Annotated in this window: 21 protein-coding genes; 19 read left to right on the top strand and 2 right to left on the bottom strand. The window is 44.6% G+C overall.

Going from position 1 to position 16,612, the window contains the following annotated elements:
• Positions 1–145: 145 nt before the first annotated feature.
• The 18 genes from C7Y66_RS20160 to holA all read left to right on the top strand — a co-directional run bounded on the left by C7Y66_RS20160 (position 146) and on the right by holA (position 14,587).
• On the top strand, positions 146–559 hold the full coding sequence (locus C7Y66_RS20160; RefSeq protein WP_106546965.1) for a hypothetical protein: 414 nt from the start codon (positions 146–148) through the stop codon (positions 557–559).
• A 73-nt stretch (positions 560–632) separates the two neighbouring features.
• Entirely contained in the window at positions 633–1,490 is an 858-nt protein-coding gene (locus C7Y66_RS20155; RefSeq protein WP_199197534.1) for a nucleotidyl transferase AbiEii/AbiGii toxin family protein, read from the top strand.
• An 89-nt stretch (positions 1,491–1,579) separates the two neighbouring features.
• Positions 1,580–1,834: a hypothetical protein gene (locus tag C7Y66_RS20150; RefSeq protein WP_146149829.1), complete on the top strand. Its 255-nt coding sequence runs from the start codon at positions 1,580–1,582 to the stop codon at positions 1,832–1,834.
• Between the two features lie 56 nt (positions 1,835–1,890).
• A complete protein-coding gene (locus C7Y66_RS20145; RefSeq protein ID WP_233222764.1) occupies positions 1,891–2,751 on the top strand; it encodes a Mov34/MPN/PAD-1 family protein in 861 nt (286 codons plus the stop codon).
• Positions 2,748–3,587 (top strand): ThiF family adenylyltransferase, encoded by an 840-nt coding sequence (locus tag C7Y66_RS20140; protein ID WP_106546961.1) that lies wholly within the window; start codon positions 2,748–2,750, stop codon positions 3,585–3,587. The genes C7Y66_RS20145 and C7Y66_RS20140 overlap by 4 nt, the downstream gene beginning before the upstream one ends.
• Before the next feature lie 70 nt (positions 3,588–3,657).
• Positions 3,658–4,377, top strand: a complete 720-nt coding sequence (locus C7Y66_RS20135) for a hypothetical protein (protein ID WP_106546960.1) — start codon at positions 3,658–3,660, stop codon at positions 4,375–4,377.
• A gap of 52 nt (positions 4,378–4,429) precedes the next feature.
• Entirely contained in the window at positions 4,430–4,804 is a 375-nt protein-coding gene (locus tag C7Y66_RS20130) for a hypothetical protein (protein ID WP_106546959.1), read from the top strand.
• Positions 4,805–4,816: 12 nt separating this feature from the next.
• On the top strand, positions 4,817–5,044 hold the full coding sequence (locus C7Y66_RS20125; protein ID WP_106546958.1) for a hypothetical protein: 228 nt from the start codon (positions 4,817–4,819) through the stop codon (positions 5,042–5,044).
• A gap of 68 nt (positions 5,045–5,112) precedes the next feature.
• On the top strand, positions 5,113–5,427 hold the full coding sequence (locus C7Y66_RS20120) for a hypothetical protein (RefSeq protein ID WP_106546957.1): 315 nt from the start codon (positions 5,113–5,115) through the stop codon (positions 5,425–5,427).
• Positions 5,428–5,538: 111 nt separating this feature from the next.
• A complete protein-coding gene (locus C7Y66_RS20115) occupies positions 5,539–6,462 on the top strand; it encodes a DUF5895 domain-containing protein (protein ID WP_106546956.1) in 924 nt (307 codons plus the stop codon).
• Positions 6,463–6,534: 72 nt separating this feature from the next.
• A complete protein-coding gene (gene dnaN / locus C7Y66_RS20110; protein WP_106546955.1) occupies positions 6,535–7,863 on the top strand; it encodes a DNA polymerase III subunit beta in 1,329 nt (442 codons plus the stop codon).
• Between the two features lie 76 nt (positions 7,864–7,939).
• Positions 7,940–9,274, top strand: a complete 1,335-nt coding sequence (gene dnaX, locus C7Y66_RS20105) for a DNA polymerase III subunit gamma/tau (RefSeq protein ID WP_106546954.1) — start codon at positions 7,940–7,942, stop codon at positions 9,272–9,274.
• 216 nt (positions 9,275–9,490) lie between these two features.
• Positions 9,491–11,302 (top strand): DNA polymerase domain-containing protein, encoded by a 1,812-nt coding sequence (locus C7Y66_RS20100; protein WP_106546953.1) that lies wholly within the window; start codon positions 9,491–9,493, stop codon positions 11,300–11,302.
• A gap of 71 nt (positions 11,303–11,373) precedes the next feature.
• Entirely contained in the window at positions 11,374–12,171 is a 798-nt protein-coding gene (locus tag C7Y66_RS20095; RefSeq protein ID WP_106546952.1) for a hypothetical protein, read from the top strand.
• Entirely contained in the window at positions 12,137–12,694 is a 558-nt protein-coding gene (locus C7Y66_RS20090; protein WP_106546951.1) for a hypothetical protein, read from the top strand. Before C7Y66_RS20095 ends, C7Y66_RS20090 begins: the two co-directional genes overlap by 35 nt.
• A gap of 267 nt (positions 12,695–12,961) precedes the next feature.
• Positions 12,962–13,147 (top strand): hypothetical protein, encoded by a 186-nt coding sequence (locus tag C7Y66_RS20085; protein ID WP_106546950.1) that lies wholly within the window; start codon positions 12,962–12,964, stop codon positions 13,145–13,147.
• Positions 13,144–13,386, top strand: coding sequence for a hypothetical protein (locus C7Y66_RS20080; protein WP_106546949.1), 243 nt, complete (start codon positions 13,144–13,146; stop codon positions 13,384–13,386). The genes C7Y66_RS20085 and C7Y66_RS20080 overlap by 4 nt, the downstream gene beginning before the upstream one ends.
• Before the next feature lie 235 nt (positions 13,387–13,621).
• Positions 13,622–14,587: a DNA polymerase III subunit delta gene (gene holA, locus C7Y66_RS20075; protein ID WP_106546948.1), complete on the top strand. Its 966-nt coding sequence runs from the start codon at positions 13,622–13,624 to the stop codon at positions 14,585–14,587.
• A 43-nt stretch (positions 14,588–14,630) separates the two neighbouring features.
• Here the strand turns inward: holA and C7Y66_RS31230 are convergent, their stop codons facing one another.
• A complete protein-coding gene (locus tag C7Y66_RS31230; protein WP_158265961.1) occupies positions 14,631–14,807 on the bottom strand; it encodes a hypothetical protein in 177 nt (58 codons plus the stop codon).
• Positions 14,808–14,841: 34 nt separating this feature from the next.
• Here C7Y66_RS31230 and C7Y66_RS20070 point away from each other — a divergent pair, with 34 nt between their 5' ends.
• Complete coding sequence (locus C7Y66_RS20070) at positions 14,842–15,858, top strand: AAA family ATPase (protein ID WP_106546947.1); 1,017 nt, start codon at positions 14,842–14,844, stop codon at positions 15,856–15,858.
• A gap of 403 nt (positions 15,859–16,261) precedes the next feature.
• On the opposite strand, the gene C7Y66_RS20065 is transcribed toward C7Y66_RS20070, so the two are convergent.
• The coding region (locus C7Y66_RS20065) for an efflux RND transporter permease subunit (protein ID WP_146149828.1) at positions 16,262–16,612 on the bottom strand (351 nt) is incomplete at its 5' end.

The following is a 16,612-nucleotide window of genomic DNA, read 5'->3' as shown; positions in this document are numbered from 1 at the left end:
GTGAAAAATTTGCTGTTTGTGTCGCTCGTTTCTTTTGCAAATGGATGAATTTATTTGCCCCTATTAAATTAAGGAAAAAATTTGTCGTATTTTGGTAAGATATAAATGTCGTATTTTTGCCAAACTCCTGCTTGGGAAGGACGCGATGAGAAATTCTAATACTTTAGAAGACCGAATCGCCTCCCGCATTGGGCGTAGTAAAGGTGAGGTCTTCATGCGTAAGGACTTTGACGATCTGGCGGATTACGACCAAGTTGGTCGCAGTCTCCGCCAATTAGTGGTAAAAGGCAAGCTGGTGAAAATTGGCTACGGTCTTTACGCCAAAGCATCTGTCTCGCCCTTGTCAAACCGTGCAGTCCCCCGAAAAGGACTGCGTGACTTAGCAACCGAAGCGTTGAAGAAACTGAAGGTGGAAGTGGCTCTCTCAAGCTACGATCGAGCTTATAACGAGGGTCAGACGACTCAAATTCCAACTGGGCGAGTCGTTGGGATCAAAGGGCGCGTGGCGCGCCAGATCGGATATGACGGGAAGTACGTAACCTTTGAACGCATCTCCTAATCCAGAGCTGGTGCAACTGCTTGCCGCTGACCTTGGCGTAGATGCATCCTTCATTGAAAAAGACTGGCACGCCATGCGGCTGGTGGCTGCCTTGAATGCCGTCAATAATTCTGCGATGCGGCTGGTGTTCTCCGGCGGCACCAGCTTGTCAAAAGGATATGGTTTGATACAGCGTTTTTCCGAAGATCTGGATTTCAAGGTTGTGCTTCCAGCGACTGGCTTTAACCGCAACGAATGCCGCAATTACCGCCGCCAGCTCGTTGAATCAATCCGCCAGGGCAGTCCCGACTGGCTGCTTGACGATAAGGACATTGAAAGCCGCAATCAAGGGCGCTTCTTCAACTGTCAAATGACTTATCGGCAAAACTTTGCACCAGCACTAGCACTACGCCCTCATATCAGACTAGAAATCACTTTTAAGCCGCCAGCTCTGCCGTTTGAACAAAGACCTTTGCAATCCTTCATCGCCCAGGCTATGCGGCAAAGTCCTGAAGTTACCTCAATCGCTTGCGTCTCGCCCGTAGAAACAGCTGCCGACAAACTCAGCGCTTTGACTTGGCGCGTGCTGTCGCGACAGCGTGGCAGCAAAGGTGACGATCCGACACTCATCCGCCACCTGCACGACCTAACGGCGTTAGAAGAATATATCAGTGCATATGAAAACTTCCCAAATCTAGTTGTTCTGCTTTTAGCAGAAGATGCACGACGAGATCGAGATCTCAATCTTTCAACAGTATCACCGATAGAGCGTTTGCGAAGGATGCTGCTTTGTCTAGAAGACGATTTAATTTATGCAAATGAATACGAGCATTTCGTCGTCGGCATGTCTTACGCTACCGAGACTGAACGACCTTCCTTCAGCCAGGCTCTAGATACTGTTCGCCGCATAATTAACCGAATTGAATTCTCATTACAAACTGATTCCTCATAATAACCGCCCAAGCGCCTCCAGTACGAACGCTAGCTGCTCTGTCACTGCAACTGCGTCCTGCTGAGTCTGTTTGCCAAGAATAACAGAAGTTGAGTTTGTTGTACCTACGGACGGGAGATAAGGTGAGATTTGATGCGACACCAGAACACAAGCAGCTAGTAGAAGTAACGATTGGCGCTCTTGCCTTTAGGTTGCGTACAGATGACTTGTGGGAAGCAAAAACGGGGGAAAATTGCGCTCGCTGCACCTATGCAAAATATTGCGCGGCAGTGCAAGATAATCCTAGATCGCTACCAAAAGCCACAAAAAGCCGCCGCCAGAGGCAATTGGTTCTGAGTATTTGACTAGGTTTGTGTAGTCGGAGGCCATGTCGTGACTTTCATATTAATGAGAGTGCAGTATGGCGATCGCTTTTGTCCAAATGTCATTTCTTGTGAGTCACCTCAAGCGAGGAAATTTCGAGAAATTAATGGATGTTAACCATATCCCGCTCCCAGTAGTAAGAAGGCTCTGCTGCTTACCAGAGCAGATGCAAGCCTGCCTCCAACGATCTGCTATACGCCTAGCCGTTCAAATATGCCGTAAAGCACATGTCGGTCGTGCAGCCAAACAACGAATACAGCGCTATGCGCTCATGCTGAGCCGCAACTCAAAATCTACTGACAGGTTACCCGATCGCCCTATGAACGACTCCTTTTGCACCCATAACATTATCTCCAGCGATACTAGCAACCTCCCTCCTTATTCGGGAAAGTTACAAGAATACTGGATGGCGGGTAATGGCGTTTTCCTGCGATCGCATCGTCCAGAACTAGAAGTATGCCTTGCAATCGCACGCTGTACCGTTGGCAATCTGCCCCAGATCAAGCCTTATTTTCGCCTCGTGCCATCAAAAGTCCCCGCGTCAACCATCTCAGAAATTATTCAGATTTGCCTCGAAGCAGGCGAGCGAGAAGTTTTGTTCTACCTGAGCTATACCAACCAATGGCAACTGCACGTTCCAGCGCAAACAGCTAGCCGCACGAGCGTTGCAGCAACGGAATCGTCATTTAATTCTACTTATGAAACTGCCCTCATCGAAATTCATAGCCATGCAGGAGCGCCAGCTTGCTTTTCAACTCAAGACGACATTGAAGAAAGCGGTAAGTTCAGAATCTTCGCCGTCATCGGTTCCTTACCTGAAAAACCTTCTATTTGCGTGCGATTGGGAGTTTACGATCGCTTCTTCGACATACCTATTTCTTGGATTTTTACCCTATGACAATCGACTTATCGTTTGCTAATTCAGTACCAATTATTCCGGCTCAAAATACTCAGATTCAGTTTGTCCTGGTCGGTGCTGGTGGAACGGGTAGCTGTATCATCAGAGAACTGTGCAAAGTCGTTTGTCAAATTCAAAGCGTTACCAAAAAACAAGTATCTGTTAACATTGTGGACTTCGATACTGTAGAGTCGGGCAATATTCCCAGACAAATATTCCTGCCTGAAGAAATTGGTATGAATAAAGCAGAAGCACTAGCAATTCGTTACAGCAGCGCCTTTGGAATTAGCATTAAAGCGATCGACAAGCCCTTTAACTATCAGATGGTAGCTCGGTTAAAGCAATGGAATACACTGATTGTAATTATCGGCTGCGTTGATAATGCCGCAGCCAGAGCAGAGATCGATCGCTGCCTCGAACACAATTCAAAAACGCAAGCAGCTTCCATCTTCTGGCTTGACTGCGGTAATGCCCAAACTAGCGGTCAAGTCTTGCTAGGAACCACTACCAACTTTAATCTATCTCATGCTTTCGATCGCCCCGAACGCCCCAATCTCTGCTACCAACTCCCGTCTCCAACATCGCTCCACCCAGAACTACTCGTGGCACAACCGGAAGAACTGTCGAGTTCTCACCTCTCTTGTGCCGAGATTCTACTACGTAACTATCAAGCATTATTCGTCAATCAATTTGCCGCGACAATAGCCAGCCAATACATTTTAGAACTCACATTCACTGGAGGATTGAGAAGATTCGCCACGTATTTTGATTGCAAAACGATGAATTGCAAATCCCTTTATATCACCTCATCCAATTTATCTCAATTTCAAACTTAAAGAAAATCCAGTACAAAAGCCAACAACGGTAGTGCTTTGCACTCACCGTTGAATGCTAGTACTGAAAAAGATGAACTTAATCGACTACAAACTACTTGAAATTTTAGAAACTACTCCGGAGGAATTTCCAGATTTAGAACGAGAAAGTATTTACACTCCAGGTTTTTGCGAGCGAGTAAACATTCTCAGCAAACAATTTTACCTCATTATGCAACAGATAGGCATGGGTCTATCTGTGGAACCCTTGCTAAATAATTCTCCTCAGCTTAAAGCATGGGTAGAAAAGGTTCAACCAATTATTAATGCACCGGCGATCGCTAAAAGCTGGAATGTCAGCTTGCAAAAACTTATTAACAACAACTTGTTAGTGGCACAATACGACCTGATTTTAGAAAGAAAAGAGCAACTAATTGCTATAGCTTGGTCGATTCAAGATCGTCCGCTTAGCTACCACCAGTTGCTCAAAAGCTGGCAGACGCAACTTCGCCTGTTTCTCTTGCTAGAAAATAGTAGCTTTGCTCCCGAACAAATTAGTATTAGCTACTTGTTAGTTAACACCAAGTCAGCTCCTATTTATCATTTTGAATATAGTAGGCAACAACATGAAGAATTTCAGCAGAGATTAGAAGGCATTCTCTCACAACTTCCTGAAACAGAAAAAAATATGGTTCCTGCTGCTCTTTCAGAATTTGATGACGATGCTGCCAGCGAACTGAAGATCGAAAAGTTTCTCAATGGTGAACTTACCACTCAAGAATATCTAGCCACAGTTCCCGAAGTCGAAATTTGAACGTAACAGAAGTAGGGAAATACCGATCTTCCCTACTCGTGACTAACGAGATATGGACAATACCACGCTCTACCAAAGAATCGCTCTCAAAAAAGTACAGCTAACACCAGATGGATGGACGCTCAACATTTTATCGCCAAGAGTCGCAACAATTACAAATCCACTCGGGATGAGAAAAGTCTCTTACTTTGGGTTTTACAAAACTAAAGATGCAGAAAAGTTCCAACAATATTTGCTAGAAAACCATCTGTGTACGGCAGCTGTGATTAGAAGCTCCCGACGACTGGCTGCACCAATTGAATGTAAGGCTTGGGGATGCTCCAGCCAAATTATTTGGCAATGTGCTGTCAAAGATCTAAAACAACAAAATTTGTCCGCACGGCAACAACTACCTCAACCCGCTTTCACAAAAACTAGCACTCACTAGATAAAAGCAACAATGATTTACTACAAACGCATGACATATGTTGCAATTGGCGATGGATTTCAAACTTATATCTATCCGGCGTGTGGTACAGCTCCTTACATTCGATACAAGTTTTTACCCAATCGAGCCGAACTAGATGAGGCGGTGGGGAAATGCAAGAATGCAGGCTGGAAAGTTGCGAACGGCACTAATATATCCAAGCTGATGCTATCCGCTACACGAAAGACGAGCGGACGTTAAAGTATTACGCACTCAATTCAAATAGATTTTCACTAATCGATCCACGTACCAGCCAGAACAGGAGACTTATGTTATTCAAGCATTCGCTTAATGTCAATATAACCCCCAGTACAGTTGTTAGTAGTTACGGTAGCGAAGAGTTACAGACAGCTTATTTTCTAGAGAATGGTGAAAATGTTTCTATCTCATTCTCTACTAAATGTATTAGCAAGTTAGATGAATTAATTACCGTACTACAACACATCAGAAGTATTTTGGCATTTCAACGAGCTAAAGAATTAGAAATAGAAAGCAAGCTGCTGCAAGAAAAACCTGCTGACTGTACGATTGGCAAGAGTAATGGCAGTAAAAATCCTGAAAGTTTTAGTCAACTATTCGACTGAAGCTCATAAATAAGATCGCTCTCCAGCATTGCTGGAGTATTTTTTAAACAACGACTCATTGCTTTGCAATCTCGGTTGGTGCTGACGAACCGACATATCTACTCTGGATATATGCGAAAACAAACGACTCAAGCCACATCAACAATCTCATCAGATAACAATACCGTTACTGAAGATGACTTTGACAATCTCATTGTTAAGTATGAATCCTCTCAATACGACGGCAAAATTACCGATCTCCCTATCTGTCAAGTTTTGAATGACAAATCTCCTGCGAGTGTTGGCATGTTCGTTAAAGCCAAAAACTTACCGCAAATTGGCTGGCGCGGATCGGAAGCTACCTACGAGCATACGTTTTCTAGTGGCGCTACAGAATTAGGCGTTCTGCTCCAGTCGCCGAGAATGCATATCTTAAGGACTTCACCGCGCTGTATCGAAATCAGAAAAACTGGAGAACTTGTTGCTAACTACGAGAACGTTGAAGGACGCAAAAAATATGAGGACTTAGGCAATTTAGCGACGCTGCGGACTTTTTACTTGATCTACTTAGTAGACGAAAGCAACAATAACCTCCACGACCTACCGCTGATCCTTTCGATCAAAGGAGTCGCAGCAGTCCGCTTTGGCGAGGCATACAGGCAGTTTAAACGTCAACTAGAAATTGCCTATGCCAACCGCAGAAAAACTCAGTATAAACCTAAAGACGAACGCTTTCACGTCGCTGGCGTTTTCAATCCCACCTTCAAGCCATCCCTCGAACCTCCAGATGGCGAACAAAAGTCATGGGTAGCCGTTCCCGCTTATTTTGCCACGCCTGCCCCCCAAGGTTACGACCTCAGCAATTACCTCGTACCGCAAAAAGAGGAGGAGCTATGGGCAATAGTTCAAAGTAGCAACGAGTTCTCTAGCAACATTCTCAAAACTACCCAAGAACATAACAGAATGCTTGAAAGTGCTTCAGATAGCACGAACGCAACAACTATCGACACGCCAGCTGTGGCTGTAATTGCTAACGCAGACGAGCTGCCTTACTAAAGTTTCAGCACGCACCTCTAGGGGAGGCAATACCTCCCCCAGTCAAAGTCAAATACTATCACCCAATAAAACATGAACTTTACTATCGAACAAGACAAACTATCTCAGTTACTAGATGCTGCTTCCCTTGCCATCCCAACTCGACCCACAGATCCCATTCTCGGCGCAATCCTATTAGTCGCTGATGCCGAAACTCAAACTTTATCTACCACTAGCTTTAATCTCAGCCTCGGCATTCATAGCAAAACCAAAGCCAACATAAAAACTTCAGGTGTAGCAGCACTACCAGGAAAATTGCTGGCAGACACGATTGGCTATCTCAAAGGAGAACTATGCTTTGAATTAGAAGAACGCACCTGCATTATCTCCCACTCCAGCGGCAAGCGCAGAATTCAAAGCTTCAACCCTAGTGAATTTCCACAACTGCCCAGCGGCGGAGAGCGAAGCATTACCTTGCCAGTCAAGAAATTCCTTGCTGCGATTCGCGCTACCTTGTTCGCCGCCAGTAAAGACGAAACTAGACCCATTATTACTGGTGTTAATTTTAAATTCGAGCGCGATCGCTGGCAAGCGGGAGCAACAGATTCTCATCGCTTGGCAATAGTATCGGCACCTTTCGATGCAGACATTGCTGAAAATATTGAATTTACCGTCTCCTACAAAAACTTGCAAGAAATTGAGAAAATTCTCTCAACCAAGAGCGAAAACAGTACTTGCACTCTCTACTTCAACAGTAATTTTGTAGAATTCAACTTACCCAACACTAGAATTACTTCCCGACTGCTGGAAGGCGAGTTTCCCAAGCTCGATAGCCTCATTCCTACCAGCTTCCAACACGAATTCTACATAGACAAAGCCGCACTGGAAACCGGACTTAGAAGAGTTGCAACCCTAGCCGAGAAGAAAAGCAAAACTGTCAAGACTATCTGGGACGTGAAAAACCAACAACTGACCCTGTATACGGAATCTACCGATGTGGGTAACGCGATCGAATCTGTAATTATTAAAGCCAATTCTGCATCGGACGAACAGATCGGCATTGGCTTCAACCTGACCTACCTAGCTGAAGCTATAAAATACGTCACCACCGATGAAATCGCGATCAAAGCGAACGAATCGTCTAGACCCGCGATCGTCTGCCCTGTGGGTGGCATCCTCAACCAACTTACCCTCGTCATGCCCGTGTTGATTTCCTCTGGCTATGAAATCGACAAATCTGCCAATACAAATACTACCCCTGCTAGCAATCCGGCAGAAGTAGCCCAAACGCAATCCAGCAGCGAGGTGGAGACAGTAGCACAAATCGAAAGCGAAAATGGCGCCCAAACTCCAGAAACAGCCCAACCTACCAAAGCTAAGCGCAACAGGCAAAGCAAACCAAAAGCAGCCGTAACAGTTTAACAGGGCGATCGCCCTCCTTGCGCTCGATGCAAACAATCGAGCGCTTTCTCAAGCAAACACTTCCTCAAATTCGCTCATGATTCCTTACAATCCGATTCACCTCAAATACCGCCCCCAAACTCTGGCACAACTGGTAGGACAAGACATCATCGCTACCACCCTTTCTAACGCCATCAAAGGGGGCAAAATTGCCCCAGCATACCTGTTCGTTGGACCTAGAGGTACTGGTAAAACATCTACCGCCCGCATTCTGGCTAAATCTCTCAACTGCCAATCTGTCAACCAAGCCACCACGACACCCTGCGGTCAGTGCCAATCTTGTCGCGCGATCGCCTCCAGCCACTCCCTTGATGTCAACGAACTCGATGCTGCTAGTAACTCCGGCGTGGAAAACATCCGCGAGATCGTCGAAAGATCGAGTTTTGCACCTGTCGAAAGCCGATACAAAGTTATAATTCTCGACGAGTGTCACTCTTTGAGCCAAGCGGCATTCAACTCGTTACTCAAAACTTTAGAACAGCCGCCATCAAACGTAGTATTCGTTTTATGTACTACAGAAGTGCATAAAGTCCCGCTGACAATTATCTCTCGATGCCAGCGTTTTGACTTTAGAAAGATCGATCCCAAGACAATTGCAGAACACCTGCAAGCGATCGCCGTTGCAGAACAAATTGACATTACAAAAGAGGCACTGCAACTCGTAGCGCAAACAAGTCATGGTTGCCTGCGAGATGCCCTGACGCTGCTCGATCAACTGAGTAATGTTGGCACGCAGATCGCTGCTGAGCAGGTATATCTAATGGCTGGTACTGTCCCCGAACTAGAATTGCTCGATCTGTTGGATAACATCAGCACGGGAAATGTAACTGCCTGTTGTCGCATCATTCAAAAACTCGTCGAGCAAGGCAAAGATCCATCGCTCGTTTACCTGGACATCCTGAGAATACTCAAAGATCTGCTCGTTATCAAAACCTGCGCTGATGCTACAGAACTAGCATGGCAGGCAACAGAAAAATGGGAGAGATTACAACCTTTAGTTCAATACTGGAAAGCAATCTCAATCCAAGATGCCATCAAACTGCTCAATTCCAGCTCGCGGCAGATGAAACAACAATCATCGCAACTCTGGCTGGAAGTCACAATTCTAGAATTAGCTAAAATCCCTCTATCGTTAGCAGTAAACAATAAGCCAACCGCAGACCCTTGGTACAGTTGGGAGTATCCCAGTGACGCGATCGCTTGGGGGCATCAATTACTACCACACCTAAGCTATAGAGAATTGTGGGAGAAATGGAACGCTCTTGCAACCGTCAATGGTAAGAAAGCTCCTGCATGGGTCAAGGCGATCGAAGAAGCACGGCTTAACAAACAGTTAACTACTATAGGCAAAACGACAAGCTGGGTGCGGTAGTTTTTGCCTAGTTTTGACAGCGACTAGCAAGGACGGAAGAATGTTTATTTCAATACTCAAACAGCAAGAGTATAAGCTATCCATTCTTCCTTATTCTATTACTAATTTTTGCTTAAATATCGCTAAACTATCCTTATTTGAAACTGCTTCCCTTTATCTTACTTTTTATTAGTTATTTAACTAAACAATAGATCAAGTTTATTACAACTCATAGCAATGAAACAATACAATCATAGAAATTTGTTGACTAGGAGTAAAGGTAAGATTGTTGTAAATGAAAATGAACTAGATATTTTCTATACCGACTGCTCTCCCAAAGAACGATGGGAACCCGATCGAGAGCTAATGCCTTACAATCAGCTCAGGCAACTGGTTATCGATATTGAAACTTCTGGACTCTCCAGCCAAACCGATCGCATATACGCCATTGGTTGCATGGATGAAAATTGGCAAGCCACAATATTTATGGAATCAGATGAAAGTACTTTATTACAGAAATTTGTCAGGCACATTTCAGGATGTTATGCGGACGTAATTCTTAGCTTTAACGGCACGCAATTCGACCTACCTTTTATCATCGCTAGATGTGAAAAATACAACATTCGGCATCCCTTCAAAATTGCAGACAAGTTGCGAACAATCCAAACAGCACAAGTATTCGGTCAGCCGTTAAAAATTCATCAGGTGTACGTCAAAGGTAGCCAACACGTAGATGTTTATATCTGCGTTCTCAGATGGGATTATGTAAATAAATGCCTTCACAACGCTCGTTCGCTCAAACGAGCAGTGTTAGAAATGGGACTGCGCCAACAAGAGCGATTAATTCTGCCATATCAACAAATTCTAGAATGCTGGCAACAAGGTTCGCAGAGTCAAGGTTGGGAAAAAATTCGCCAATATCTCATCTTTGACCTAGAAGACACTAAGCTGATCGCTGACAAGCTTGTGCCTTCATACTACTACGAATCTGGGATCGTACCCAGAATGAACCTGCAACAACTCGCCATCACGGGTAACGGCACGAAATGGCAGCGGGTACTTGAAAATCAATACCCTACCCTTCAACCGACAGCCGACCGGAAAATGCACTTCGATGGCGGTCTGGTGATTTCAGTTCCAGGACTGCACCGTAATGTTGCCAAAATTGATGTAGCTAGCCTGTACCCCAGCATCATGCTCAAGTATGGCATCTGCTCTCGTAAAGATCCGCGCCGAGTGGGACTGAGCATTCTAGAGTATCTGACCCAAGAACGGCTCCGGCTCAAGCAACTGGCAAAAGCTGGAGACATAGATGCCAGTCATGCCCAAAGCGCCCTCAAAGTCACGATCAACTCCCTATTTGGCTTTTTAGGCACTTCTGGGCTGAGCTTCAACGACATGGAAGCCGCTGCGCTCGTCACCGCCTACGGCAGGCGCATACTCCGGTTCGCGATCGAATTTATCGAAAAGCAAGGAGGCATCCAAGTTGAGAGCGACACCGATGGTATCTTCTTCAGCCACCCCCAGCCAGTGCAAGTTTATCAAAACCTGCAAGCGGCAATGCCTGAAGGAATCGACATCGAACTTGAAACTCAAGCCACTGCTATGTTCGTCCCCTCACGCGGCGCTAAAAACTACATTCTCTGGCACGATGATGGCAGTATCACTGTTAAGGGGATCTGGCGCAAGCGCGATCGCTCGCAACTAGAAAAGGAATTTCCCCTACAATACCTGACGCACTTTCTTAGCAATCCCCAAACAGCAGAGACGTATTACCAATCTATTAAAGAACAACTTAGCTCTGGTAGCTTTCCCATCTCTAAACTACAAATTACTCGCAAAATCAAAAAAGGAGAAAAAAACCTTCTGCGTCTGGGCAGTACGGGAGAAGTTGTCACTTTCTATCAAGGCATTGAAGGGATAACCAATTGCGGTTCCTACTCCAGCGGCTACTACTTAAAAATTGTTGCCCAAAAACGCCAAGAAATTCTTGACTTAGTTGCACCTGAAATACTTGGCATCCGAAAAGTACAGCTATCTCTTTTTTAAATATTCCCCTTAGTGAATCTGCATAAGTCTTCCATTTATGCAGATTTCACTAGCAAAACTAAAGCAGCACTATGAAGACAAAAAATAAAAAATATAGAAAACCCAGACTAAACAAAAAGCAGAAAGCCTGGGTCAATAAATTCATTGCCTGTCGTTCTCACGCCAGAATCACAGATATTTATGAGGGTTTGTCAGGCGATCGCGTAGTTACTATCGAATGGAGTGAAGACTCACCATTATCAATTTTATCTGCAAATAGTTACGTTCGAGGACAGATTTTTCATCGAGTCAGAGTGAAACTCCGAAAGTTTGGCGATCCCCGCTCTAGTGCAGATTACAGCTATAGAATTATCGCCCCCCAAAAACATACAACGACTTATAAGCTTCAAGGACAACTATCTCTAGAAATTCCCCAAATTTACAGCGTTCAAACACCAAATAATCCCGTTCTCGTTCGGAAAAAGCACTGTCAAGATCGAAACAAAAATCCCTCCAAAACTAGCCAATATAGCTTACCGCTGTCGGGGATAACAGCACAACTACATCGGATTAATTTATCCAAAACAGGTGAAGTCCTTAGCGAACGAGAACTACTTTCAGAAACCGTAATTTACCACGATTCAACAACAGGATCGTCTATCCATCTACCAGCAGCAGTTGTTGCCATTCTTCAAGACAAACAAGCTTCTCCCAAAGAATGGTCAGATGCGATCGCGCTATACCAAGTTGGAGGACCAACTTGCGTAATGCAATATCTAGAAGGACTTGACGCACTCCGCGATTGCTTCGTCACGCAACCAATTACCGAGACAAATACTATTGAGCAACAAGGCAGTGGATCTATTAAATTTACCGATCGCAATAGATAATAGCATTCTCAATCGCAAGGATGTGTTTCCTTCTCCGCCGTGGGTAGTAGAAATCCTCATAGAAAACGCCAATATTACTCCTGGCTGCCTTTGCCTCGAACCGAGTGCTGGAACTGGAAATCTTGCTCTTGAATTACAAAATTTCGGTGCAATAGTCGAAGTCATCGAACCAATTCCAGAGCTACAACTGGTTCTGACTTTACAAAATCTATTGGTGATTGGTTCTGACTTTCTGACTACACCTCATCTCGATTGTAAGTATGACAGGATAATTCAAAATCCACCATTCTCGCTACAAATCAGCCACACTATCAAGGCTTATAAATGTCTAAAACCTGGAGGTAGGCTAGTATCTCTATGCAGTTCGTCCCCCTGGCAACATAACAGTAACCTCGACAAATACTTTAGAAATTGGCTAAAGACGGTTGGCGCTCAAGCTATCGATTTACCCTACGGGCTATTCGTCAATAGCGTTAGGTATACTGATGTTGATTGCCATTTAATAATTATCGAGCGAACATGAGTAAAAGAAGCTAAAGTTTCTCCAGTTTTGCTAAAAGAGTTCGAGTTTGAAGAATTTATCTTTTATAATCAAACAAATGTGAAATAATTCATCCTCATTCGACTTCTACGAATCTACTCATTGTAGGGTCAACGCAATTTACCAAAACGAACAGCCCATCTCTTACCAAAGTATGTACGCATCCTCCTAACATTCAGTTTTAGATGTAGAGCGATCTCACCCACACCTACCCCAACATCCCAATCTCTACTTACTAAATATGCCATCATGAGAGAACCAACTGCGGCACAGTTGCGAAGTTTGTATAGACATTGTTACCAACTGACTGAAATATTTCGGCAACCAATTCATATGATTAGAATAGACGAACGTACTGGAAATTTATTTATCTTGGCTGGTGGAGAAGAATCAATCGAACTCGAAATCGATCCAGAAGGAGAGTTGTTGCCATGAGTGTTAACTTTGACCAAATGACTGACGAAGAACTAAAGCGCTATATGCTAGCACACCGCCAAGACCAAGAGGCATTTCACGCATACATGGACAGGCGAGCGCTAAGACCAAAAAAAGTTTTGATCTCGGCAGAGGAAGCAAAATTGCCTTTTGACGAGTATATGAAACTTGCTAACGAGCGGATGCGCGAACATTTTGGCGATCGTCTGTTTGGGCAGCAGCAAAATCCACCCCAGTAGTCAAGAGGGAGCGCACTGTAGTAACTTTGATAGTATCTTTGGCTCAATTCAACCGCGTGTACGAAAGCTGCTATGAAATTCGTACACGCGGCACCATTTGTGATGCTTGACATAAAGTTCGTGGAGAGTTGCAATAAAATATTTTCACGAACTTTCTGAATCAGAAGAGCGACATTCATTTAAGATAACGAAACAGCTGGCGCTGAAACTATTAAATAGAAAATTTTCATGCATTATGCCAGTATATATCTATTGGGGAGAAGATGATTTCCTGCTATCAAAAGCAGTTGATGCACTACGCGCACAACACTTAGATCGAGAGTGGGGGTTGCTGAATTACATTCAAATAGCACCAGCAGACAAAGACAACATTGCTAACGCTCTGGTGGAGATCGCAACAGCACCCTTGGGAGAAGGGGGAAAAATTGTACACCTACCTCAAAGCAGTTTATTGGGAGCATGTCCGCCAGAAGTTATTGAGGAGCTAGAAAAGACACTACCACATATTCCAGAAAATAACATTCTATTGATTACATCGACTAAGAAACCAGATGAAAGAAACAGATCTGTTAAGTTAATCCTGCAATACGCGCAGCTCAAAACATTTCCACTCATTCCGCAGTGGGAATCCACAAAGATCGTGTCACAAGTTAAATTGTTTGCATCATCTCTTGGTGTCAAACTCACCAACGATGCTGTAGCTGCTTTAGTAGAAGCTGTAGGCAATAACTCTCGCCAAGCATGGAACGAACTAGAAAAACTCAAACTCTACGCACAAGACGCAGCGATCGGTGCTGAAATTGTCAGACAATTGGTAGTTAATACCTCAAGCAGTAGCTTGGAGCTTGCTGCTGCCTGCCGGATAGGTGATACGACATTGGCTCTCAAACAACTCGATCGCCTGTTAGCTCTAAACGAACCTCCCTTGCGAATTGTCGCGACGCTCGCTACCTGCTTTCGTATCTGGCTGTCGGTTAAAGCTTGCATTGAGGCAGGATGGAAAGACGATGCGGCGATCGCTCTTTTTGTCGAACTGAAAAATCCCAAAAGACTATTCTTTATCAAGCAAGAGATTAGAGCTGTATCCCTGACAAAGCTCAAAAAGGCGATGGCTATCCTGTTGGAATTAGAAGTTTTGCTTAAATCAGGAGGCAGCGCCGAGAATCTGGCAACATACATTATCAAACTCTGCACTGTCTGAAACCGACTCTTCAAAGCTATCAATCCAAGTAACAAAATTGCAATTAGCTTGTTGCCCCTGTGTTGCCGTCACAGGCGATCGCAATGTTGCTTCTTCCATTAGCAGTTATTGACGGTTGAATCAGGAAAATTTTTCTAATTCGACTGAGATTGCTTGGTCGATTGCCACAACGCAAACCTAAACGTATCCTAGCAGCGTCATGACAAACCGCGAACGGCACACCAAACAAACATCCACAAAATTCAGAAATACAGATGGACGTTCAACTAGAATTACTACAACCACTGCAACCCACTGCAACCCAAAGCATGGTGGAACAATGTATAGACGATGCAAGCTCACAGGCTCAACAAAATAGATTGTCACAACAGACCCAGCAGTTCACCTTCGATCGAATTGTCGGTCAAAAAATCGCTCTTTCTGCCCTGCAAAATGCGCTCGACTCTAACCGCATCGCTCCCGCGTACCTGTTTGCTGGACCAGATGGTGTTGGCAAAACTCTGGCGGCGATCGCTTTTATCGGTCAATGGCTAGGTATCGTTAACCTACAAAATCATCCAGACATTCTCTGGCTAGAACCAACATACGTGCATCAAGGAGAACTAATCCCGGCAACACGAGCAACAAAAAGCGAACAACTGTGCAAAACTCCTCCGGCGATCGGGATCGACCAAATCAGAAAAGTTTCCCAATTCCTCTCTAGCTCCACCTTAAGCGCTCCTACCAAAGTTGTGGTTATAGAAAAAGCCGATGCCATACAGCCAGCAGCGGCTAGTGCTTTGCTCAAAACCTTAGAGGAGCCGACCGCAGGCATTCTCATCCTCATTAGCAGCGATCCGGCGCAACTACTACCTACAGTGACCAGTAGATGCCAGAAAATCCCATTCTTCCCCCTACAAAATCCCGATCTCCTTCAAGTTCTCTCTCAGATTGGATATACAGAAATTATCGCTCGTCCTGAAATAATTGCTCTTGCCAATGGCAGCCCAGGTCGTGCTATCTGTCATTACCACAAACTGCGAACGCTACCACCAGAACTGCTTTCCCACCTCCAACTACCTCCAAAAGACCTCGTGACAGCACTATTACTCGGCAAAGAAGCAGAATTGCTCGACTTCCAACAACAACTCTGGTTGCTAGAGTATCTAGAATATTGCTGGTGGCATCAGCTCAAAGACTCTACCTGGCTTGCTAAACTAAACAATGCCAAAAACCAACTCAAACAACTAGCACAACCTCGGCTAGTTTGGGATGTTTTACTCATTCCTTGAAGCTTAGCACCGACTCTAAACTTATCTAGCTTGGTAACGCAAGAGTCTGTAAGGTGCGCTGGCAATAACACCAGAAGCCTCTCCCTCATCGATAATGCGTCTCTCCCTTTACGTTTATCCTTTTCTATTTAAAACGACCCGTTTTTTTTACAACGATGAAGATGCTTTTTTATGGGAAAAGAATCGTTATTACCTTGCTGTGGACAGTGACGATGAAAGTCAGAAGTCAACAGTAAATAGTAGAACGTGAGTAGCAATGGAATAAAAATGTATCTAAGTGCTGTTTATTATCGCAACTTCGGGTTCTTTCCTGATTTTAGGAAAGAACCCACAGGTAGAGAAAATCCGCCGTTGAACAAAGGAACGGGGGTTGAACTGAGCTATATCTTCCAGGCAACTGAACTTACCGATATTGTGGATCGGGATTCAAAGGAAAACTTATCTCACGATCGGCAGACTTTTGCTTAGGGATCAAGTATTTGCCAAATCTTGCATAGAGGGCAGGAATGACTAACAAGGTTAATGCCGTGGAGGTAAATAAACCGCCCAAAACCACAATTGCCAGTGGTTGCAGAATTTCATTTCCAGCTCCCTTAGCGATCGCCAAAGGCAGCATCCCTAGTGCGGAAGTGAGTGCCGTCATCAGGATGGCGTTAACTCGTTCTAGGGAACCGTTGACAATTACATCTTTGAGGTGCATTCCCTGAGCAAACTTGTTGTTGTAGTTATCTACTAGTAACAAGCCATTACGGAC

Source organism: Chroococcidiopsis sp. CCALA 051, assembly GCF_003015105.1.
Classification (GTDB): Bacteria; Cyanobacteriota; Cyanobacteriia; order Cyanobacteriales; family Chroococcidiopsidaceae; genus Chroococcidiopsis; species Chroococcidiopsis thermalis.
Note: the sequence above shows the minus strand (reverse complement) of the source record. Positions and strands in the feature narration are given on the sequence as shown.